Source organism: uncultured Streptococcus sp. (assembly GCF_963456385.1).
Classification (GTDB): Bacteria; Bacillota; Bacilli; order Lactobacillales; family Streptococcaceae; genus Streptococcus.
On the sequence record NZ_CAUOLF010000003.1, the window covers coordinates 25311 to 46813 of the forward strand.

The following is a 21503-nucleotide window of genomic DNA, read 5'->3' on the forward strand; positions in this document are numbered from 1 at the left end:
TTTCCTTTCCAGAGTTTTTTTGCATACCGTACTATTATACTACAAATTCGGGTTTTTGGGGCAAAAGTTTGCAGAAAAATTTGTTATAATGGAGAAGGTTTATAAGTGAAACGAGGTCAAGATGCAAGATAAAATTGTGATTCATGGAGCGCGAGCTCATAATTTAAAAAATATTGATGTAGAAATTCCCAGAGACAAGCTGGTCGTGGTGACGGGGCTGTCCGGTTCGGGCAAGTCCAGTCTGGCTTTTGACACCCTTTATGCAGAAGGGCAGCGCCGCTATGTGGAGAGTCTGTCGGCCTATGCTCGGCAGTTTTTGGGCAATATGGAAAAGCCGGATGTGGACTCGATTGATGGTCTCAGCCCGGCTATTTCCATCGACCAGAAGACGACCAGTAAAAATCCCCGCTCAACAGTGGGAACTGCAACCGAAATCAATGACTACCTGCGCCTGCTCTATGCTCGTGTTGGGACGCCATACTGTATCAATGGTCATGGAGCTATTACGGCTTCGTCTGTTGAGCAGATTGTTGACAAGGTCTTGGAATTGCCAGAGCGTCAGCGGCTGCAGATTTTAGCGCCGGTCATCCGCAAGAAAAAAGGCCAGCATAAGACCGTTTTTGACAAGATTCAGAAAGACGGTTATGTCCGTGTGCGCGTGGATGGCGATATTTACGATGTGACGGAAGTGCCAGAGCTTTCTAAGAGCAAGCAGCATGATATTGAGGTCGTAGTAGACAGAATTGTTATCAAGGAAGGAGTGCGCAGCCGCCTCTTTGACTCAGTCGAAGCTGCTCTGCGGATTGCTGAGGGCTATGTGGTGATTGATACCATGGATGGTCAAGAGCTACTCTTTTCTGAACACTATGCCTGCCCTGTTTGTGGCTTTACAGTGCCAGAGCTAGAGCCGCGACTCTTTTCTTTTAATGCGCCCTTTGGCTCCTGTCCGGACTGTGATGGTCTGGGGGTTAAGCTGGAGGTGGATCTAGATGTCGTTGTGCCAGAAGCTGGCAAGACCTTGCGCGAAGGAGCGCTAGCGCCTTGGAATCCCATCTCCTCCAACTACTATCCGCAGATGCTGGAGCAGGCCATGGCAGCCTTTGGCATTGATATGGACAAGCCATTTGAGGAGCTGACTGAGGAAGAAAAGCAGCTGATTTTCTTTGGCTCAGATGGACGAGAGTTCCATTTTCATTATGAAAATGAATTTGGCGGTGTGCGCGATATTGACATTCCTTTTGAGGGGGTTGTCACCAATATCAACCGCCGCTACCATGAAACCAATAGTGATTTTACTCGGACGCAGATGCGGGCTTATATGAATGAGCTGACTTGTGCGGCTTGTCACGGTTATCGACTCAGCCCTCAGGCCTTGTCTGTCAAGGTTGGCGGCGAAGCTGGCTTGCATATCGGTGAGATTTCAGACTTGTCCATTGCTGATCATTTGCTTCAGTTGGATAAGCTTAGCTTGACTGAAAATGAAGCTACGATTGCGCGCCCTATTCTCAAAGAAATTCACGACCGCCTGACCTTCCTCAATAACGTTGGCCTCAATTACCTGACTTTGTCTCGCTCGGCAGGAACTCTATCAGGAGGCGAGAGCCAGCGGATTCGCTTGGCGACTCAGATTGGTTCTAACTTGAGTGGGGTCCTCTATATCCTGGACGAGCCCTCTATTGGCTTGCACCAGCGTGACAATGACCGCCTAATTGCCAGCCTCAAGAAGATGCGTGACCTGGGCAATACTCTCATCGTGGTTGAGCATGATGAGGATACCATGCGAGAGGCTGACTGGCTGATTGATGTGGGACCAGGAGCTGGTGTTTTCGGCGGTGAAATCGTCGCAGCCGGCACTCCTGCACAAGTGGCTAAGAGCAAGAAATCCATCACAGGCCAATACCTGTCAGGTAAGCGCGAGATCCCAGTACCATTGGAACGCCGTGTAGGCAATGGCCGCTTTATCGAAGTGACAGGTGCTCAGGAAAATAACCTGCAGAATATCACGGCCAGATTCCCCTTGGGCAAATTCATCGCTGTGACAGGAGTTTCTGGGTCTGGCAAGTCAACACTGGTCAACTCTATTCTTAAAAAAGCCATCGCCCAAAAACTCAACCGCAACTCTGCTAAGCCAGGTAAGTTCAAGAAAATCAGCGGCATTGAGCATGTGGACAGACTGATTGATATTGACCAAAGTCCGATTGGTCGGACACCGCGCTCTAATCCGGCCACTTATACTGGAGTCTTTGACGATATTCGCGATCTGTTTGCCAAGACCAATGAAGCCAAGATTCGCGGCTACAAGAAGGGCCGTTTCAGCTTTAACGTCAAGGGCGGTCGCTGTGAGGCCTGCTCGGGTGATGGGATTATCAAGATTGAGATGCACTTCCTGCCTGACGTCTATGTGGCCTGCGAGGTCTGTCACGGCACTCGCTATAATAGCGAAACTCTGGAAGTCCACTACAAGGAGAAGAATATCGCTCAGGTTCTGGACATGACGGTCAATGATGCGGTAGAGTTCTTCCAGCATATCCCCAAGATTGCCCGTAAACTCCAGACTATCAAGGATGTGGGACTAGGCTATGTGACTCTAGGGCAGCCAGCCACAACCTTGTCAGGTGGTGAAGCTCAGCGGATGAAACTGGCCAGCGAACTTCACAAGCGCTCGACTGGTAAGTCCTTCTATATCTTGGATGAGCCGACCACGGGTCTGCATTCTGAAGATATTGCCAAGCTCCTTCAAGTGCTATCACGCTTTGTGGACGATGGCAATACAGTCCTCGTTATCGAGCACAATTTGGATGTTATCAAGACAGCTGACCATATCATTGATTTGGGACCGGAAGGCGGTGTCGGTGGCGGTACGATTATTGCGACGGGGACACCGGAAGAAGTCGCAGCTAATCCAGCCAGCTATACCGGTCAATATTTGAAAGGCAAGCTGCACGTAAAATAATTCATCAAATCCCTGTTTGATATTAAAAACAGGGATTTTTCATGTCAGAGAATGCTCGTTGGATTCTAATTCCTGGATAAGGTTTGTCAAAAAATGTCCTATTTGACTGGTTTTTTGATATAATAAGCTTAGTTATTTCACGGAGGTGCCTCATGTTATCAAGAGTTGAAAAGTTTGAAGCAGCATTGGCTCAGACAGACTGCGATGCTGTTTTAGTAACCAATCTGAAAAATATTTACTACCTGACTGGTTTCAGCGGGACAGAAGCGACAGTTTTCATCAGCAAAACACGTCGGATTTTCCTAACGGATGCGCGCTATACGCTGATTGCCAAGGGAGTAGTCCAAGGTTTTGATATTGTCGAAACACGCGACGCGATTGGTGAGATTGTCAAGATTATTGCGGATGACAAGCTGCAAAAAATCGGTTTTGATGACGAGATTTCCTATGCCTACTTCAAGATGCTGGAAAGTGTCTTCTCGGCCTACGAACTAGTTCCCATGACGGGCTTTATTGAAAATCTGCGCATGATTAAAGATGAGCAAGAAATCGCGACTATTCGCAAGGCCTGTCAGATTTCGGATCAAGCCTTCCTAGATGTACTGGATTTTATCAAGCCTGGTGAGACGACAGAGCTGGCTGTGATGAACTTTTTAGATGCCCGTATGCGGCAGCTAGGTGCTTCAGGTGCTTCTTTTGACTTCATCATCGCTTCGGGCTACCGCTCTGCTATGCCACATGGCGTGGCTAGTGACAAGATCATTCAAAATGGGGAAACCCTGACCATGGACTTTGGTTGCTACTACAACCACTATGTCAGCGATATGACGCGGACTGTTCATGTGGGGCAAGTGACAGATGAAGAGCGGGAAATCTATGATATTGTCCTGCGCAGCAATCAAGCCCTGATAGAATCTGCTAAGGCTGGTCTTAGCCGGATTGATTTTGACCGGATTCCACGGCAGATTATTAACGATGCTGGCTACGGTCCTTACTTTAGCCATGGGATTGGCCACGGTATCGGCCTGGATATACATGAAATTCCTTACTTTGGCAAGTCAGAAGAGCCGATTGAGGCGGGCATGGTCCTGACTGATGAGCCGGGTATTTATCTGGACGGCAAATACGGTGTCCGCATCGAAGACGATCTCCTCATCACAGAAACAGGCTGCGAAGTCCTAACTCTTGCGCCGAAAGAGTTGATTGTTATTTGAGAATTATCAGTCTTTATGATAGAATAAGTAGAAATATAATTTTAAAAAGAGGTAATATAGAATGATTGAAGCAAGTAAGCTGAAAGCTGGAATGACCTTCGAAACAGCTGATGGAAAACTCATCCGCGTTTTGGAAGCGAGCCACCACAAGCCAGGTAAGGGAAATACGATTATGCGGATGAAGTTGCGCGATGTTCGTACTGGCTCTACCTTTGATACCAGCTACCGTCCAGAAGAAAAATTTGAACAAGCCATTATTGAAACTGTTCCAGCTCAATACTTGTACCAAATGGATGACACTGCTTATTTCATGAATACTGAGACTTATGATCAATATGAAATTCCAGTAGTCAATGTAGAAGAAGAATTGAAATTCATCCTTGAAAACTCTGATGTGAAAATCCAGTTCTACGGAACAGAAGTGATTGGTGTGACTGTACCAACAACAGTTGAATTGGTCGTGACTGATACTCAGCCATCTATCAAGGGAGCTACTGTTACCGGATCTGGTAAGCCAGCTACACTGGAGACAGGTCTTGTTGTCAACGTACCAGACTTCATCGAAGTTGGACAAAAATTAATTATCAATACTGCAGAAGGAACTTACGTTTCTCGCGCATAATATAGAAGAGGTAATAACTATGGCAGCTGAACAATTAGGTGAAATCGTCATTGCGCCACGTGTTTTGGAAAAAATCATTGCCATTGCAACAGCAAAGGTAGAAGGTGTTTATTCCTTCGCAAATAAGAGTATGTCAGACAGTCTTTCTATGCGCTCACTCGGTCGCGGAGTGTCACTTCATACCGATGAGACAGGTGATGTGACTGTGGACATCTACCTGTATTTGGAATACGGTGTCAGCGTTCCGACTGTTGCAGTAGCGATTCAGAAGGCTGTAAAAAGCGCTGTTTTTGATATGGCTGAGGTAGAGCTGTCTGCTGTCAATATCCATGTGGCAGGCATTGTTCCAGAAAAGGCACCGAAGCCAGACTTGAAAGATCTATTTGATGAGGACTTCCTCAATGACTGATATACTATTGGAATCCAGAAGAGGTCTGCGCCAGCGGGCTTTTCAGGCCCTGATGAGCCTAGAGTATGAAGGGGATCTTGTGGAAGCTTGTCGCTTTGCCTATTCTTATGATAAGGACGAAGAGGCAGACAAAGTGGCGGAAGCTGATATTCCAGCCTTCCTGCTCAATCTGGTCTCCGGTGTGGTCCAGTCCAAGGACGACTTGGACAAGAAAATTGCCCAGCACCTCAAAAAGGGCTGGACAGTGGATCGTCTGACGCTGGTAGAGAAAAATATCCTGCGTTTGGGTATCTTTGAGATTACAGAGTTTGACACCCCACAGTTGGTAGCAGTCAACGAAGCCATTGAGCTTTCCAAGCAATTCTCTGACGAAAAGTCCAGTAAGTTCATTAATGGGATTTTGAGTCAATTTATCGTTGAATAAGTTGAATAAAATGAAGGTCGAGACAAGTGTCTTGGCTTTTTTTGCTTGTCAATTGTTGTTTGAATCGCAAATAGCTTATCGAATCATCAAAATCCGTACAGAGAGCATGAAGTATCTGAGTGAGAAAAACTCTTATTGAAAGCCTTTACAACTTGAAAAAGAATCGGTATAATAAATACAGAAAACGTTTGCATAGATGTTCTCTATAAGAAAAAATAAAGGAGTTTTCTGTTTATGAAAAATAACGATCACCTACAGTCTCGGATGGGGGAAAAGCGTCATTATTTCGGCATCCGTCGCTTAAAAGTAGGAGTAGCCTCTGTTGTCATTGCCTCAGGTTTCCTACTGGGAAATGCCCAATTAGTCCAAGCGGATGAAGCGAGCACATCGGCCAGCCCAGCAACAGAAGCAGTCTCTGATGCAAATGCAGCAGCCCAACCTAATTCAGCAGATGAAGAAAAAACTGGAGAGGCAGATAGTTCAGGAGCGGGGGCTTCAGAGCAGGCTGCTCCAACTGATGTAGTGGCAGATCAAGCTCCAGTTAGTGCAGTTTCAGAAGTAGCTGGTCAAGAAGCTGCAAATCCAAGTGAAAAAGACAAGCATGAAGCAGTTAGTCAGCCGCAAGCTTCAGCGAAAGATGCTATTGAAGAAGGCAATATTCGATTTCATTTCAAAACCCTGCCTTCACAAAATCTAGACAGCTTGGGCTTGTGGACTTGGGATGATGTTGAGACACCTTCTAGTCAAAAGGGAGCTTGGCCAACCGGAGCAACTAGCTTTGCGACTGCTAAAGAAGATGACTACGGCTATTATCTTGATGTTAAAATGGCTGAGAAAAGAAGCAAAATCAGCCTTCTAATCAATAATACAGCAGGGCAAAATATTACAGGTGACAAGACGGTCGAGCTACTCAGTCCTCAGATGAATGAGATTTGGTTTGACACAGACTATCAACCTCATACTTACGAGCCTTTGAAAAAAGGTATGGTTCGAATCAACTACTATCGTACAGACGGCCAGTATGATAAGAAGTCGCTCTGGCTCTGGGGAGATGTCCAAAATCCAAGTAAGAATTGGCCTGACGGAGTGAACTTTGAGAAGACTGGGAAATATGGCCGCTATGTAGATGTTCCCTTGAAGGATGCTGCTAAGACGATTGGCTTCTTACTTTTAGACGAAAGCAAATCAGGAGATGATGTGAAGATTCAAAATCAGGATTATAATTTCACGAATTTGGAGAAAAACAGCCAAATTTTCTTGCGTGATGCGGATCCGACAGTTTATACCAACCCTTACTTTGCCAATGATATTCGTATGACGGGAGCCCAGCATATTGGCTTGACTGAGATTGAGGCCAGCTTTTCTACCTTAGAAAGTGCTAAAAAAGAGGACATTTTAAAGAACTTAAAGATTACAGACAAAGATGGCCATGAAGTCGCTGTTAAAGATGTGGTTCTGGCTCCTGAGACCAAAAGCGCCAAATTCATCGGTGATTTTAACCAAGCTCAGTCACCTTATCTTATCAAATATGGCAATGACCAATTCAAAACCAGCATGAACTGGCAGCTGAAGGATAGTATCTACAAGTATGATGGTGATTTGGGAGCTCGTGTTTCTCAAGCGGGCAAACAAGTGGACCTAACTTTCTGGTCACCAAGTGCGGACCAAGTTGATTTGGTAGTCTACGACAAAGAGGATCAGAACAAGGTCATTGGACGCCTGGCTATGCAGAAAGGTGCGTCTGGCACATGGACTAGCAGCTTGACGCCTGAGAGCGGCCTAGGGATTTCTGACTATCGTGGATATTTCTATCATTATGAAATTACTCGTGGCGGTAAAAAGTTTCTTGTGCTGGATCCTTATGCCAAGTCTTTAGCCGCTTGGAACAGTGAAGATACAGACAAGGGAGGTGCCTACAAGATTGCCAAGGCAGCCTTTGTAGATCCAAGTGAATATGGACCGAAAGACCTGACCTATGCTACTATTCCGAACTTTAAGAAGCGGGAAGATGCCTTGATTTATGAGGCTCACGTTCGTGATTTCACCTCTGATCCGGCTATTTCAAAGGATTTGAAATCTCAATTTGGAACCTTCTCAGCTTTCATTGAGAAATTGGATTATTTGAAAGAATTGGGAGTGACCCACGTTCAGCTCTTGCCGGTTCTAAGTTATTACTTTGTAAATGAGCTGAAAAATGCTGAGCGTATGGACAAGTACGCTTCCAGCAACAGCAACTATAACTGGGGCTATGACCCGCAAAACTACTTCTCGCTGACAGGTATGTACTCCAGTGCGCCGACAGATCCAGCCAAGCGCATTGAGGAATTCAAAAATCTTGTCAATGAAATTCATAAGCGCGGCATGGGCGTTATCATGGATGTGGTCTATAATCATACGGCTAAAACCTCTATCTTTGAGGATTTGGAGCCCAATTACTACCACTTTATGGATGCGGATGGTACACCGAGATCCAGCTTTGGTGGCGGCCGCTTGGGTACTACTCACTATATGAGCAGACGGGTCTTGGTGGATTCGATCAAGTACCTGACAGAGCAGTACAAGGTAGATGGTTTCCGCTTTGATATGATGGGGGACCATGATGCTGAGTCCATCCAAAAAGCTTTTGAAGAAGCCAAGAAGCTGAATCCAAATCTCATTATGCTGGGTGAGGGCTGGAAGACTTATGCAGGTGATGAAAATAAAGCTGTCCAGCCGGCTGACCAATCTTGGATGAAGTCAACAGACACGGTAGCAGTCTTCTCAGATGATATTCGCAATACCTTGAAATCAGGTTATCCAAATGAGGGAACACCAGCCTTTATCACCGGTGGCAAACGCAGTGTGGAAAATGTCTTTAAAAACATCAAGGCGCAGCCAACCAATTTTGAGGCGGATAGCCCAGGAGATGTGATCCAATACATCGCAGCCCATGATAATCTGACGCTCTTTGATATCATTGCTCAGTCAATCAAGAAAGATCCGGCAGTGGCTGCCAATTATCAAGAGATTCATCGCCGCCTGCGTCTGGGAAATCTGATGATTCTGACTTCGCAAGGGACACCATTTATCCACTCTGGTCAAGAGTACGGCCGGACCAAGCAATTCCGCGATCCTGCCTACAAATATCCTGTCTCTGAAGACAAGGTTCCAAATAAAGCGCATTTGTTGACCAATGAAGACGGCACGCCGTTTGACTATCCGTACTTCATTCATGATTCTTATGATTCGAGCGACGCGGTCAACCACTTTGACTGGACCAAGGCGACTGATTCGGAGAAATTCCCTGAAAATGCCAAGAGTCGTGCCTATATGAAAGGCTTGATTGCCTTGCGGAAATCAACGGATGCCTTTACCCGCAGCTCCAAAGATGAAGTGGAGCAAAATGTGACCCTCATCACCCAGCCTGGCAAGGATGGTGTTGAGAAAGAAGACCTTGTTCTCGGCTACCAAGTGGTTGCGTCGAATGGCGATATTTATGCTGTCTTTGTCAATGCGGACACCAAGGAACGACAATTTAACTTTGGTGAAGCCTACAAGCATCTAGCAGGTGCAGAGGTTGTGGCAGATGGCAATACCGCAGGAGTGACTGCCATTTCTGATCCAGCAGGTGTCACCAGAAACAGCAATGGTTTAGCCCTAGCTCCGCTGACAGCGACTATTTTGCGACTTCGAAAAGTGACCCCAGCTCAGGAAGAAAAATCTCAAGCTCCAGTAGCTCAAAAAGAGCAGCTGTCTGCCCCTTCTGCAGCCAACGCTCAGCCTCAGGCTTTATCCTTGGATGGGCAAAAAACTCAGGCTTCAGAAGTAAAAGAAGCAGCTATCCAAACAGAAAAAGCCTTGCCAAAAACCGGAACAAGCACTTCCCTGCTGGCACTTTTAGGTGGCTTCCTTGCTTTCCTGGCCGGTTTGTTAACCTTTAGAAAGAAAGAGTAATAATTGATTATTGCCCTGTGAGAAATTTTTTAGACTATGGCTAAATAAAGACGACTTCCAATAATGGATGTCGTCTTTGCTTGCTTATATCTGTGTTAAACACTCTTACCAGGTAAGAGACTGACTGGCAGGAAATAGCCAGTTGTTTGGACTTCTTGGCCGGCAATTTTTTTGAGGAGTAGGTCTACAGAGAGACGGGCAATATCTTTCAGTGGCTGCTTGATCGTTGCTAGCTGCGGGTAGTAGTTTTCCACAAAGTAGGTGCCATCGTAGCCGATGATTTTCAAATCTTCAGGGATCTGGATGTTCAGCTCCTGTGCGACCTTCATAATTAAGATGGCTGTCAAATCATCTGAAGCAAAAATAGCATCGGGCTTAGTTTGACTCAGGATTTGCTTGATTTCCATTTCCTTTCGGACGGGTGAAAAATCACTGGACACATTGATAATAGGAGCATCAGGCAGGACGGAAGCAAAGCCAGCATGGCGCAGGCCGGTCGGTGAGTTGGAATTGTCATTGCCGGTAATCATAATGATGTTTTGCGCTCCAGCCTTGACCAAGGTCTGAGCCGCTAGCACTCCGCCTCCGTAGTTGTCTGAGGAGACAACTGGGATATCCGGCGAAAGATTGCGGTCAAAGGCAATGATTGGTGCGGTCACACGATTGTAGTCCTCGATGCCTAGATTGTGGCTGCCAGAAATGATGCCGTCCACCTGATTGGCTTCCAGCATCTCAAGGTATTCACGCTCCTTGTCGGAGTCATGCTCGCTATTGCAGATGATGGTTTTATAGCCTTGTTTAAAAAGCTCATGCTCCAGCTTGTCAATCAATTCTGCATAAAAGACATTGCTGATATTAGGGAAAATGAGTCCAATTAGCTTGGCTGATTTTCCTTGGAGACTGCGTGCCAGATTGTTGGGCTTGTAGGCCAATTCTCGCATGGCTGCCTCAACCTTAGAAATCGTTTTGTCAGACAAGTAGCCTTTTCTGTTGATGACGCGGGAAACAGTTGTGGGGCTGACTCCTGCTAGTTTTGCTACATCAGTTAGCTTTGCGACCATAATCTAATTCATAGTAAGTACCGGTTGGATTGCCCGTAGTAATAGCAATACCTGTTTGGTCTTCTCTCGGGAAGACACGGCCGGAAAATACTTTCTCTCCTTTATTGATGAAAATTTCAAAAATCGATTTATCGATGAAGATAGTAGCGCTCGTTGCTTCTTTGTCAATATCACAGCTTCGGCTGGTTCCAAAGTCCAGAGCGAATGGCTCACCCGCTTGACTACGATCAACCGTTACTAGACCTGCTTTGAGGTCAAAATTGATGCGTAGGCCCTTGCCATCCTTGTCCGCAAAGAGGACGATTTCATGCTCGGTGTCCGCAGCAAGCTTCAGTTCTAGTTCGTAGCTGTTCTTGCTTTCTGCCAAAGCAGTGAAAGGCTGTTCATCTGTTCGCAAGTTCTTGATAGCAGGCACTGGGTATTGATAGAGTTTTCCGTCTTTCAGACTTAATTCCTTGACGAGGGAGAAGGCCCCTTGATGGTCGAAGCGGTCAGATGGGTATTCCACATCAGGTAAGCCTAGCCAGCTGACAGCGAGTGCCCGACCGTCAGGTGCGTTAAAAGCCTGGGTGGCGTAGCAGTCGAAACCGTAGTCCAGATTTTGGATAGGGCTAGGATTAATCAAAGCAGCCTTGCTTGTGTCAAACGATTGACCTATTTTATACATGTTCGGGTAAATGTTACCATAGTCCAGTACGTCCTTGGACAAACCTTGAGGGCAATAAAGCAAGACTGGTTGGTCGTTGATAAAGACTAGGTTAGGACACTCCATCATATAGGCTGTCTTGTCATTGGCGAAGTCTAAATCGCCGACAACTTCCCAGTTGGTATAGTCATTATCAACTGCCTTGTAAAGCTTGACATAGCCTTGTTTGTCTAGATTTTGCCCGCCAACAATAGCATAGAATTGCCCTTTGTAGTTGAAAATCTGGGGATCGCGGAAGTGGTCAGTCGCTTCAGCAGGTTGTTCAATCAAGACCTTGTCAATTTTTTCGAGCTTGCCTGATTTATCTAACAAGGCACCGATTTGATAAGGATGACGTACCCAGTTCTCATCACGAACATTACCAGTATAGAAGAGAAAGAGCTTGTCGTCAAACTGCATGGCAGAGCCAGAGTAGGCACCGTGGCTGTCCAGAGGAGTATCTGGCAGCACCCGAAGACCAGTTTCCGTGAAGTGGACTAGGTCATCACTTTCCATCTGGACCCAGCACTTGAGACCGTGAGCTGCTCCGAAAGGAAAGTTTTGGTAGAAAACCACCCACTTGCCGTCAAAATAAGAAAAGCCATTGGGGTCATTGAGGAGACCTGTCTGAGGCTCCACATGGTAGTTAGCCCGCCAAGGAGATTTAACGATATTGTCTTTGATGTGCTGTATCTCTTCCTGAGTCCAGTCTTCATAGCGTTTGTAGCGTTTTTCAGTCGTCCAAGCCAATCTTTTGTCCTCCGAATCATATTATTTCTTATTACTATAGTAAACGTTTTCCGATGAAAAATCAACATTTAACAGTAAAAAAATATTTTTTCTGCAAAACGCTTGACATATTTTTGAATCATGGTAAAATAATATTCGTAAAGGTGATAAAATCGCTTTCAAAAAAGTTAAAAATATTTATAAGGAGATTTTTGCAAATGAATAATACTGAAATTGCAAAAAAAGTCATCGAAGCCCTTGGTGGACGTGAGAATGTCAACAGTGTGGCTCACTGTGCGACTCGCTTGCGCGTGATGGTTAAAGATGAGGGTAAAATCGACAAAAACACTGTCGAAAATCTGGAAAAAGTTCAGGGTGCCTTCTTTAACTCCGGCCAGTACCAGATTATCTTTGGTACCGGTACGGTTAATAAAATCTATGACGAAGTTGTAGCTTTAGGATTGCCAACTTCATCAAAAGATGACATGAAAGCAGAAGCTGCTAAGCAAGGGAATTGGTTCCAACGCGCCATCCGTACATTTGGTGACGTATTTGTGCCAATCATCCCAGTTATCGTAGCGACAGGTCTCTTCATGGGTGTGCGTGGACTCTTGAACGCTCTTGGGATGACACTTCCAGATGATGTGAAGACCTATACAGAAATCCTTACGGATACAGCCTTCATTATCTTGCCAGGTTTGGTTGTTTGGTCAACTTTCCGCGTATTTGGTGGAAATCCAGCTGTTGGTATCGTCCTTGGGATGATGCTAGTGTCCGGCTCGCTTCCAAATGCTTGGGCAGTAGCCTCTGGCGGTGAAGTGACTGCGATGAAGTTTTTTGGCTTCATCCCAGTTGTTGGTTTGCAAGGTTCTGTTCTTCCAGCCTTCATTATCGGGGTTGTTGGAGCTAAGTTTGAAAAAGCTCTCCGCAAGGTTGTGCCAGATGTCTTGGATCTCTTGGTGACACCGTTCGTTACACTTTTGGTAATGTCTATCCTTGGACTTTTCGTCATAGGACCAGTATTCCACGTTGTTGAAAACTACATTTTGTTTGGAACAAAAGCAATCCTTGCTTTACCGTTTGGTTTAGGTGGTTTGGTGATTGGTGGAGTTCACCAATTGATTGTCGTATCAGGTGTTCACCATATCTTCAACTTGCTTGAAATTCAGTTACTCGCTACTGATAAGGTGAATCCATTTAATGCGATTATCACTGCTGCCATGACAGCCCAAGGTGCAGCTACTGTAGCCGTTGCGTTCAAAACGAAAAATCCTAAATTAAAAGCTCTTGCTTTCCCAGCTGCTCTTTCTGCCTTTCTTGGCATTACAGAGCCGGCTATCTTCGGGGTTAACTTGCGTTACCGCAAACCCTTCTTCCTTTCATTGATTGCTGGTGCAATTGGTGGTGGCTTGGCATCTCTCCTTGGACTTGCTGGTACTGGTAATGGTATCACTATCATCCCAGGTACAATGCTTTATATCGGTAATGGACAACTCTTACAATATCTCTTCATGGTTGCTGTATCATTTGCGCTTGGATTTGCTTTGACGTATATGTTTGGTTTTGAAGATGAGAAAGATGAGTGGCAAGATAAAATGACGGATGTTTTATCAAAAGCTTCAATTCCTAGCGTTGCTTTGAGAGTTGCACTTGATAAAAAAGATGAAAAATCCGAAACTGAAAAACTGGTTGAGGAAGAAACAACTGGTAATGTGCCAGCTGCCCTCCAAGATGAAACAATTATTTCTCCAATTGTTGGTCAGGCAGTAGCTTTGAGCGATGTTGATGATCCTGTTTTCTCTAGCGGAGCGATGGGGCAAGGACTTGCCATCAAGCCTAGTGAGGGTGTGGTTTACGCCCCAGCTGATGCAGAAGTTACGATCGCTTTTGCGACAGGCCATGCCTATGGTTTGAAGACAGCTAATGGTGCTGAAATTCTGATTCACGTCGGAATTGATACAGTGTCTATGAATGGCGAAGGTTTTGACCAAAAGGTTGCTCAAGGCGACAAGGTCAAAGCTGGTGATGTTCTGGGAACATTTGAAGCTGAGAAAATTGCAGCCGCTGGTCTGGATGATACGACTATGGTCATCGTTACCAACACAGCTGATTACGCTTCTGTGACTCCAGTAGCAGAAGGAGCACTTGCTAAAGGTGACGCAGTTATTGAAGTGAAAGCCTAATGGAATTTAGAAAACGAACAAATCAGCTTTTGTTCGTTTTTTATGTCATAAGTACAGTCTTGTTGAAAAAGCTTTAAAAAGACTGTTTTTGGCAAGAAGTCTGCAAGAGATATGCTATAATGAATAGAGTAAAAATCAAATGTTAAAAGAGGATTTATAATGACAAAATTGTATGGAAGTTTGGAAGCGGGCGGCACTAAGTTTGTCTGTGCTGTAGGCGATGAACGGTTTGAAGTTGTTGAAAAGACACAGTTTCCAACGACCACGCCTATTGAAACGCTAGACAAGACGATTGAGTTCTTTTCTCGTTTCGACAATCTAGCTGGTCTAGCTGTTGGATCTTTCGGGCCAATTGATATTGACCCTAATTCAAAGACTTACGGCTTTATCACGACTACTCCTAAGCCGCACTGGGCTAATGTGGACATTGTTGGCGCTCTGCGCCGAGCCCTCAATGTGCCCATTTACTTTACAACGGATGTCAATAGCTCGGCATACGGTGAAGTAGTAGCCCGCAACAATGCTGGCGGCCGTATTGAAAATCTGGTCTATTATACGATTGGGACAGGAATCGGTGCTGGCGCTATCCAGCGAGGCGAATTTGTAGGGGGGACAGGACACCCAGAGATGGGGCATTATTATGTAGCTAAGCACCCTATGGATGTGGAAAAAGAGTTCAATGGCGTTTGTCCTTTCCACAATGGCTGCTTGGAAGGATTGGCGGCTGGACCAAGCTTAGAGGCGCGGACCGGAGTTCGTGGGGAAAATATTAAACTCAATAGTTCTGTCTGGGATATTCAAGCTTACTATATCGCTCAGGCGGCTATTCAGGCGACAGTGACTTTCCGTCCAGATGTCATCGTCTTTGGTGGCGGAGTTATGGCTCAGCAGCACATGCTGGATCGAGTTCGTGAGAAATTCACAGTTCTTCTGAATGGCTATTTGCCAGTTCCTGATGTTCGTGACTATATCGTGACACCGGCTGTGGCTGGAAATGGCTCCGCAACGCTGGGCAACTTTGTACTGGCTAAAGAAGTTAGTGAACGCCACGCAAAATAAGCTTATAGGGTCTGATTTATCAGGCTCTTCTCTATGAGGGAAAGCAATGGAAAAAGCAATTGTCAAAGATATTTTCTTTCTGCAGCAGCTGTCTGAGCGGGCTAGCAGAGAAGACCTTTATCTGGCTCAAGACTTGCAGGATACTCTGCAGGCCAATCGAGAAAACTGTATAGGGCTCGCAGCAAATATGATTGGTGTCCGTAAGCGGGTCATTATCTTTCTATATGGCTTGGTGCCGGTAGTCATGTTTAATCCGGTGCTGCTCTCTAAGTCAGGCCCTTATAAGACAGAAGAGGGCTGCCTGTCCTTGGTTGGAAGCCGTCCCACTCAACGTTATCAGGAAATCACAGTCGATTATCTGGATAAACATTGGCAGCAGCAGACCATGACCTTGAAAGGCCTGCCTGCCCAAATCTGCCAGCATGAATTGGATCATTTGGAAGGAATCTTGATTTAAGGAAGTAATTCAGCCTGAGAAGGGCTGAATTTTTTTATCAAAAAAATAGTTCTCATAGAAACTTTTTTCTTGACATCTTTCTTCTATGTGGTAAAATAGTTCTCATGAAAACTAATTAGTTCTCACGAGAACCAATCTAGGAAGGAAATTTTGATGGAAAAGCCTTTGTTAGAAATGAAGCGTTTTGGACGAAAGATTCACCTCATAGTAGAAAAGCTTGCTAAGGAGCAAGGGATTGAGTCCATGGCTGGGCCGCAGGGGCAGGTCTTGCATATTGTCGCTTGTCGTATGGAAGAGGGGAAGGACACTCTTATCAAGGATATTGAGCAGGAGTTGGATATTTCCAAATCGGTGGCCTCTAACTTAATGAAAAGGATGGAGAAGAATGGCTTTATCCAGCTGGAAATGAGCAAGACGGACAAGCGGGCAAAGTATATCCGTCTTACTCCGCAGTCGCAGGAAAGAATGAAGAAAATCCGTGACTTTTTTGATGAAATGAACCGTTCTATTTTGAATGGTGTTTCTGAGCAGGAACTGCTGATTTTTTCTCAAGTCATGGCCAAGTTTTATCAGAATATCGAAAGTTTAGAAAATGGAGGAAAAGATGTTTAAGTTATTTAAACGGCTGACGGCAAGGGAAGTGAGCATGATTGTTCTCAGTGTGCTCTTCACCTTCCTGACGGTATATTTGGAATTAGAAGTTCCGACCTATATTTCGACGATTACAGAGTTGCTGCAAACACCAGGGACTGGTTTGGCAGATTTGTGGGAGCCAGGTCTGAAAATGATCGGCCTGTCTTTTGCTAGCTTGCTGTCAGCTATTGTGGTTGGCTTTTTTGCCGCTCGTATAGCAGCCAGCTTTACCCAGAGCTTGCGGAGCGATATTTTCAACCGTGTGCTAGACTATTCGCAGACGGAGATTAAGAAATTTTCAATCCCTAGTCTGCTGACTCGGACGACAAATGATATTACCCAGGTACAGACCTTAATTACCATGGGGCTTCAGGTGGTGACCAGGGGACCGATTATGGCGATTTGGGCCATGACCAAGATTATTGGCAAGTCCGAGAACTGGCTGATAGCAGTTCTTATTGCTGTTATAGTCAATATCCTGCTGACAGTAGTTTTGGTGACATTGGCCTTTCCCAAACAGTCAGTTGCGCAACGCTTGGTCGATAAGCTAAACAGTGTCACTAGAGAGAGTCTGACTGGGATTCGCGTGGTCCGGGCTTACAATGCTGAGGATTATCAGGATGAGAAATTTGCGGCGGCCAATGATGAAGTAACCCGGCTCAATCTTTTCATCGGTCGTCTGATGGCCATGATGAATCCAGTTATGATGGGGATTTCCAGCGGATTGACACTGGCTATTTACTGGATTGGTGCTTATTTGATCCAGGAGGCTGGGCTGCAGGAGCGTCTCCCACTCTTCAGTGATATGGTCGTCTTTATGTCCTATGCTATGCAGATTGTGATTGGATTCTTGCTCATGGGTGCCCTCTTCATCGTCCTGCCTCGGACCATTGTATCCGCTGGCCGGATTAATGAAGTACTGGACCTGCATTCTTCTATCACCAGTCCGGAACAGCCTAAGGCAGCAGCGGATAGCAAGGGAGAGGTGGTCTTTCGAGACGTGTCCTTCCGCTATTCCAAGAATTCAGAAGCGGTCATTGAGCATGTCAGCTTTACAGCGCAGGCTGGTGATACCGTGGCCTTTATCGGTTCAACTGGTTCAGGGAAATCCACGCTAGTCAATCTCATTCCTCGTTTCTACGATGTAACTGAAGGAGAGATTCTGGTAGATGGTGTCAATGTTCAGGATTACCAGCTGGAAGACCTGCATAATAAGGTCGGCTACATCCCGCAAAAGGCGGTGCTTTTCTCTGGCGATATCGAGAGCAATCTGAACTTCGGTCAAAGCAAAGAAAGCCCGCTGGATGAGCAGAAAATGTGGGAGGCTCTTGACCTTGCACAGGCTAAGCCCTTTGTCCAAGAGAAGGAAAAGGGGCTGAAAGCTGAAGTGGCTCAAAGCGGAACCAACTTCTCTGGTGGCCAGCGTCAGCGCTTGGCCATTGCCAGAGCCTTGGCTCGTAAGCCAGAAATCCTCATCTTTGACGACTCCTTCTCAGCGCTAGATTATAAGACAGACCGCATTTTGCGCAAGGAACTGGCTGAGCGGACGCAGGATATGACCAAGCTAATCGTGGCGCAGCGGATTTCTACTATCATGGATGCGGATCAAATCTTGGTCTTGGATGCTGGTAAGGTGGTCGGTCAAGGTACCCACCGAGAACTTTTGGCCAGCAACGAAGTCTATCAAGAAATTGCCTACTCACAATTATCAAAGGAGGAATTAGAAAATGGAAAATAAGAAGCCTTCATTATTTAGCCAGATACGGCCTTATCTCAAAGGCTTCCAGCTTCCTCTTGCTTTGGCATTTGTGGGAGCTGTCTTGTCAAACATTATCACGGTCTATGGGCCAAATAAATTAAAAGAAATTACCAATCTCATTTCTGATGGTCTGGCTACCAGTATTGATTTAAAAGCTGTGTCTGAGATTGCCCTTCTGCTGACCGTGCTCTATGCAGTCGGAGCTCTGCTCAACTACGGTCAGTCCTTTATCATCAGTACGGTTATCCAGTATTTCTCCAAGCGGCTGCGGACGGCCATTGCGGAGAAGATTAACAAGCTGCCGCTGGGCTATTTCGATGCTCATTCTCAGGGGGATACTCTGTCGCGCGTGACCAATGACGTGGATACGGTCGGCCAATCCCTCAACCAGAGTCTGGGAAATGTTATCTCTGCCAGCCTGCTCTTGGTGGCTGTGGTTTTGACCATGTTCTTCATGAACTGGATCTTGGCCTTGGTAACCATCTTAGCTACTGTATTAGGCTTTGTCTTTGTCGGTCTCATCATGGGCAAGTCTCAGGGTTATTTCACCGCCCAACAAAACGATCTGGCTGCGGTAAACGGTTATGTGGAGGAGATGTACTCTGGTCATAATGTTGTTACCAGCTATAATGCCATTGAGCAGTCTAAGGAGCGCTTTGCAGTTCTCAATCACAATCTCTATAACAGTATTTGGAAATCTCAATTTATCTCTGGCATGATGATGCCGCTCATGTTCTTTACGGGGAATTTTGCCTATGTGATGGTTATTTTGGTCGGTGCTGCTCTGGCGATTAATGGCTCTATTAGTATCGGAATTATTGTCGCCTTTATGGTTTATGTGCGGACCTTCTCTCAGCCCCTGTCACAGATTGCTCAAGGTATCGCCGTCTTGCAGCAGGCTGGTGCTGCACTGGTTCGTGTCTTTGAATTTCTGGCTGAGCCTGAGATGGAAGACGACCGGCATAAAGAGCAGCAGCTTACTGCTGTCAAGGGAAATGTTGCCTTTGAAGAGGTCTTCTTTGGCTACAAACCGGACCATACAATCATTAATGATTTCTCGGCCCAAGCCAAAGCCGGACAGAAGATTGCCATTGTCGGCCCAACGGGTGCTGGTAAGACGACTATCGTTAATCTCCTTATGAAGTTCTATGAAATTAATAAAGGGCGTATCAGCATTGATGGTATAGATATTAAGGATATGAAACGCTCCGAGGTTCACGATGCCTTTTCAATGGTCTTGCAGGATACCTGGCTCTTTGAAGGAACTATTCGAGAAAACTTGATTTACAATCAGGAGCATGTCACGGATGAAGCAGTTGTTGCCGCAGCGAAGGCGGTCGGTGTTCATCACTTTATCATGACTCTGCCGCAGGGCTATGATACAGTGTTGGATGATACGGTCAACTTATCGGTCGGTCAGAAGCAGCTGTTGACAATCGCTCGTGCTCTGCTGAAAGATGCACCGCTCTTGATCTTGGATGAGGCAACTTCGTCAGTCGATACGCGGACGGAGGAGCTCATTCAAAAGGCTATGGACAAACTCATGGAGGGTCGGACTTCCTTTGTCATTGCTCACCGCCTGTCCACTATCCGTAATGCAGATCTTATCTTGGTCATGCGCGATGGAAATATCATCGAGCAGGGCAACCACGATGAACTCATGGAACAGAATGGCTTCTATGCGGACCTCTATAATAGCCAGTTTGTAGAGGAAGATGCAGGTTGATGCTCAAAGAAAACATCAGGAATGTTCGTTTTTCTGATGTTTTTTTAAATTTAACAGAATTGTAAAAAATGCTCAATTTTCAGTGAAGACGCTCTAAAATCCTGACTTTTTTCACAGATGCTCTATCAAAAACTTGACAGTTTCTACGCTTTATATTAAAATAAATTTAATATAAGAACTGAAAGCGAACACAACGGGGTGTTTGCTCTACATATAAGTAAGCAACGGTGCTACAAAAAATAAAAATTCCTTATTTTTTTTGTAGTACTTTTTTATCAGCAAATCTGGAGTAAAGTAATGAAGCAATTTATGCTGGCTGGTGTTTCCAGCGGTGTCGGAAAGACCACAGTTACCCTAGGGATTTTGAAAGCTCTGGCAGACAGAGGTTATCAGGTCCAGCCTTATAAGGTAGGACCTGATTATATTGATACAGCTTATCATAGTCGGATTACCAAGCGGCCTTCACGGAATGTGGACAGCTTTATGATACCGGACGATCAGAGTCTGGCTTGGTCCTACTACAAATGGCATGGAAACGCGGATGTGGCAGTAGTCGAAGGAGTCATGGGGCTCTTTGATGGTCTGGGCACGGACAAGGACTGTGCGTCTTCTGCTTCTGTTGCTAAAAAGTTAGGTATTCCGGTTGTCTTGATTATCGATGGAAAGGCGACATCTACCTCGGCAGCTGCTATGGTCCATGGCTTTGCGACCTTTGATCCGGATTTGGATATTGCTGGGGTCATTATCAATCGGGTGGCTTCTCAGAATCACTATGAACTCATCAAGGGTGCCATAGAGCGTTACACGGATGTGGAAGTGCTGGGTTATCTTCCTAAAAATGCAACAGAAGAGCTGCCATCGCGTCATCTGGGTCTAATCCCTGACGTAGAAATGGATGATTTGGACCGTCGATTTGAGGAATTGGGAGTGGCAGCAGCCAAGCATATTAATCTAGACAGGCTGCTGGAAAAGGCAGAACTTCCCGATAAGCGGATGACCAATCCTTTTCATATCCACAATGATCAGCCCTTGACTTTGGCCTATGCTTTGGATGATGCTTTCCACTTTTACTATGAAGACAATCTGGACTTTTTAAGAGAACTCAATGTCCAGCTGGTACCTTTCAGCCCCCTGAAAGATAAGGAACTGCCAGCTGCAGATGCTTATTATTTTGGCGGTGGTTTTCCAGAAGTCTATGCTCAGGAGCTGATGACAAATGTTGATTTCCGGGCTTCGGTTAAGAAAGCTCACGAGCAGGGCCGGCCAATCTACGCAGAATGCGGTGGCCTCATGTATCTGGGAGAGCTGCTGGAAGTAGAGGGTCAGGTCTATGAAATGGTCGGCATTTTCAAGGGCAAGAGCCTGATGACCCCCGGCCTGAAAAGCTTTGGCTACTGCCAAGCAGAAACGCAGATAGACAGCCTTTTTGGTCCTAAAGGTACAGCTGTCAGGGGACATGAGTTTCACCATTCGGTCTTTGAGACGGAGGAAGATACTGTCCTCAAGCTGGAGAAGGTCAGAGACGGTCAGGTCGTAGCTGCCTGGACAGGCGGTTATCAAAAGGGCCGTACCTTTGCCAGCTACCTGCATGTTCATTTTTATCAGGATGAGCAGCTGCTAGCCAACTGGCTGAACTATATCAAAGAGGCGAATTGA

Annotated in this window: 15 protein-coding genes; 13 read left to right on the forward strand and 2 right to left on the reverse strand. The window is 45.8% G+C overall.

Annotated elements, in window-relative coordinates:
- The first annotated feature begins 121 nt into the window (after positions 1-121).
- The 6 genes from uvrA to RP262_RS01765 all read left to right on the forward strand — a co-directional run bounded on the left by uvrA (position 122) and on the right by RP262_RS01765 (position 9555).
- Positions 122-2953 (forward strand): excinuclease ABC subunit UvrA, encoded by a 2832-nt coding sequence (gene uvrA, locus RP262_RS01740; RefSeq protein ID WP_223310295.1) that lies wholly within the window; start codon positions 122-124, stop codon positions 2951-2953.
- A 152-nt stretch (positions 2954-3105) separates the two neighbouring features.
- Positions 3106-4167 (forward strand): Xaa-Pro peptidase family protein, encoded by a 1062-nt coding sequence (locus tag RP262_RS01745; protein ID WP_311154092.1) that lies wholly within the window; start codon positions 3106-3108, stop codon positions 4165-4167.
- A 61-nt stretch (positions 4168-4228) separates the two neighbouring features.
- The gene (efp, locus tag RP262_RS01750) at positions 4229-4789 is read left to right on the forward strand and encodes an elongation factor P (protein WP_002896485.1); all 561 of its coding nucleotides are present in this window, start codon (positions 4229-4231) and stop codon (positions 4787-4789) included.
- Positions 4790-4808: 19 nt separating this feature from the next.
- Positions 4809-5198 (forward strand): Asp23/Gls24 family envelope stress response protein, encoded by a 390-nt coding sequence (locus RP262_RS01755; RefSeq protein ID WP_002896484.1) that lies wholly within the window; start codon positions 4809-4811, stop codon positions 5196-5198.
- Positions 5191-5622, forward strand: coding sequence for a transcription antitermination factor NusB (gene nusB, locus RP262_RS01760; RefSeq protein ID WP_002919615.1), 432 nt, complete (start codon positions 5191-5193; stop codon positions 5620-5622). The genes RP262_RS01755 and nusB overlap by 8 nt, the downstream gene beginning before the upstream one ends.
- A gap of 234 nt (positions 5623-5856) precedes the next feature.
- Positions 5857-9555 carry a pullulanase gene (locus RP262_RS01765; protein ID WP_311154093.1) on the forward strand — a complete coding sequence of 1233 codons (3699 nt, stop codon included), beginning with the start codon at positions 5857-5859 and terminating at the stop codon, positions 9553-9555.
- Positions 9556-9650: 95 nt separating this feature from the next.
- On the opposite strand, the gene RP262_RS01770 is transcribed toward RP262_RS01765, so the two are convergent.
- Together RP262_RS01770 and RP262_RS01775 are read right to left on the reverse strand one after the other, a co-directional pair.
- Positions 9651-10616 carry a LacI family DNA-binding transcriptional regulator gene (locus tag RP262_RS01770; protein ID WP_268681674.1) on the reverse strand — a complete coding sequence of 322 codons (966 nt, stop codon included), beginning with the start codon at positions 10614-10616 and terminating at the stop codon, positions 9651-9653.
- The gene (locus RP262_RS01775; protein ID WP_311154094.1) at positions 10597-12051 is read right to left on the reverse strand and encodes a sucrose-6-phosphate hydrolase; all 1455 of its coding nucleotides are present in this window, start codon (positions 12049-12051) and stop codon (positions 10597-10599) included. The genes RP262_RS01770 and RP262_RS01775 overlap by 20 nt, the downstream gene beginning before the upstream one ends.
- Before the next feature lie 197 nt (positions 12052-12248).
- Between RP262_RS01775 and RP262_RS01780 the strand changes: the two genes are divergently transcribed.
- The 7 genes from RP262_RS01780 (at position 12249) to RP262_RS01810 (ending at position 21503) form a co-directional block, all read left to right on the forward strand.
- Positions 12249-14213: a sucrose-specific PTS transporter subunit IIBC gene (locus RP262_RS01780; RefSeq protein WP_311154095.1), complete on the forward strand. Its 1965-nt coding sequence runs from the start codon at positions 12249-12251 to the stop codon at positions 14211-14213.
- 159 nt (positions 14214-14372) lie between these two features.
- Positions 14373-15272, forward strand: coding sequence for a fructokinase ScrK (scrK, locus tag RP262_RS01785; RefSeq protein ID WP_002907200.1), 900 nt, complete (start codon positions 14373-14375; stop codon positions 15270-15272).
- Between the two features lie 46 nt (positions 15273-15318).
- Positions 15319-15729, forward strand: coding sequence for a peptide deformylase (locus RP262_RS01790; protein ID WP_125433961.1), 411 nt, complete (start codon positions 15319-15321; stop codon positions 15727-15729).
- Between the two features lie 153 nt (positions 15730-15882).
- On the forward strand, positions 15883-16341 hold the full coding sequence (locus tag RP262_RS01795; protein ID WP_311154096.1) for a MarR family winged helix-turn-helix transcriptional regulator: 459 nt from the start codon (positions 15883-15885) through the stop codon (positions 16339-16341).
- Positions 16334-18100 carry an ABC transporter ATP-binding protein gene (locus tag RP262_RS01800; RefSeq protein ID WP_311154097.1) on the forward strand — a complete coding sequence of 589 codons (1767 nt, stop codon included), beginning with the start codon at positions 16334-16336 and terminating at the stop codon, positions 18098-18100. The genes RP262_RS01795 and RP262_RS01800 overlap by 8 nt, the downstream gene beginning before the upstream one ends.
- A complete protein-coding gene (locus RP262_RS01805) occupies positions 18090-19847 on the forward strand; it encodes an ABC transporter ATP-binding protein (protein WP_311154098.1) in 1758 nt (585 codons plus the stop codon). Before RP262_RS01800 ends, RP262_RS01805 begins: the two co-directional genes overlap by 11 nt.
- Positions 19848-20144: 297 nt before the next feature.
- On the forward strand, positions 20145-21503 hold the full coding sequence (locus RP262_RS01810) for a cobyrinate a,c-diamide synthase (RefSeq protein ID WP_311154099.1): 1359 nt from the start codon (positions 20145-20147) through the stop codon (positions 21501-21503).

Coding starts and splice junctions, on each gene's coding strand:
- uvrA (WP_223310295.1), top strand. CDS start 122: ATGCAAGATAAAATTGTGATTCATGGAGCGCGAGCTCATAATTTAAAA.
- RP262_RS01745 (WP_311154092.1), top strand. CDS start 3,106: ATGTTATCAAGAGTTGAAAAGTTTGAAGCAGCATTGGCTCAGACAGAC.
- efp (WP_002896485.1), top strand. CDS start 4,229: ATGATTGAAGCAAGTAAGCTGAAAGCTGGAATGACCTTCGAAACAGCT.
- RP262_RS01755 (WP_002896484.1), top strand. CDS start 4,809: ATGGCAGCTGAACAATTAGGTGAAATCGTCATTGCGCCACGTGTTTTG.
- nusB (WP_002919615.1), top strand. CDS start 5,191: ATGACTGATATACTATTGGAATCCAGAAGAGGTCTGCGCCAGCGGGCT.
- RP262_RS01765 (WP_311154093.1), top strand. CDS start 5,857: ATGAAAAATAACGATCACCTACAGTCTCGGATGGGGGAAAAGCGTCAT.
- RP262_RS01770 (WP_268681674.1), bottom strand. CDS start 10,616: ATGGTCGCAAAGCTAACTGATGTAGCAAAACTAGCAGGAGTCAGCCCC.
- RP262_RS01780 (WP_311154095.1), top strand. CDS start 12,249: ATGAATAATACTGAAATTGCAAAAAAAGTCATCGAAGCCCTTGGTGGA.
- scrK (WP_002907200.1), top strand. CDS start 14,373: ATGACAAAATTGTATGGAAGTTTGGAAGCGGGCGGCACTAAGTTTGTC.
- RP262_RS01790 (WP_125433961.1), top strand. CDS start 15,319: ATGGAAAAAGCAATTGTCAAAGATATTTTCTTTCTGCAGCAGCTGTCT.
- RP262_RS01795 (WP_311154096.1), top strand. CDS start 15,883: ATGGAAAAGCCTTTGTTAGAAATGAAGCGTTTTGGACGAAAGATTCAC.
- RP262_RS01800 (WP_311154097.1), top strand. CDS start 16,334: ATGTTTAAGTTATTTAAACGGCTGACGGCAAGGGAAGTGAGCATGATT.
- RP262_RS01805 (WP_311154098.1), top strand. CDS start 18,090: ATGGAAAATAAGAAGCCTTCATTATTTAGCCAGATACGGCCTTATCTC.
- RP262_RS01810 (WP_311154099.1), top strand. CDS start 20,145: ATGAAGCAATTTATGCTGGCTGGTGTTTCCAGCGGTGTCGGAAAGACC.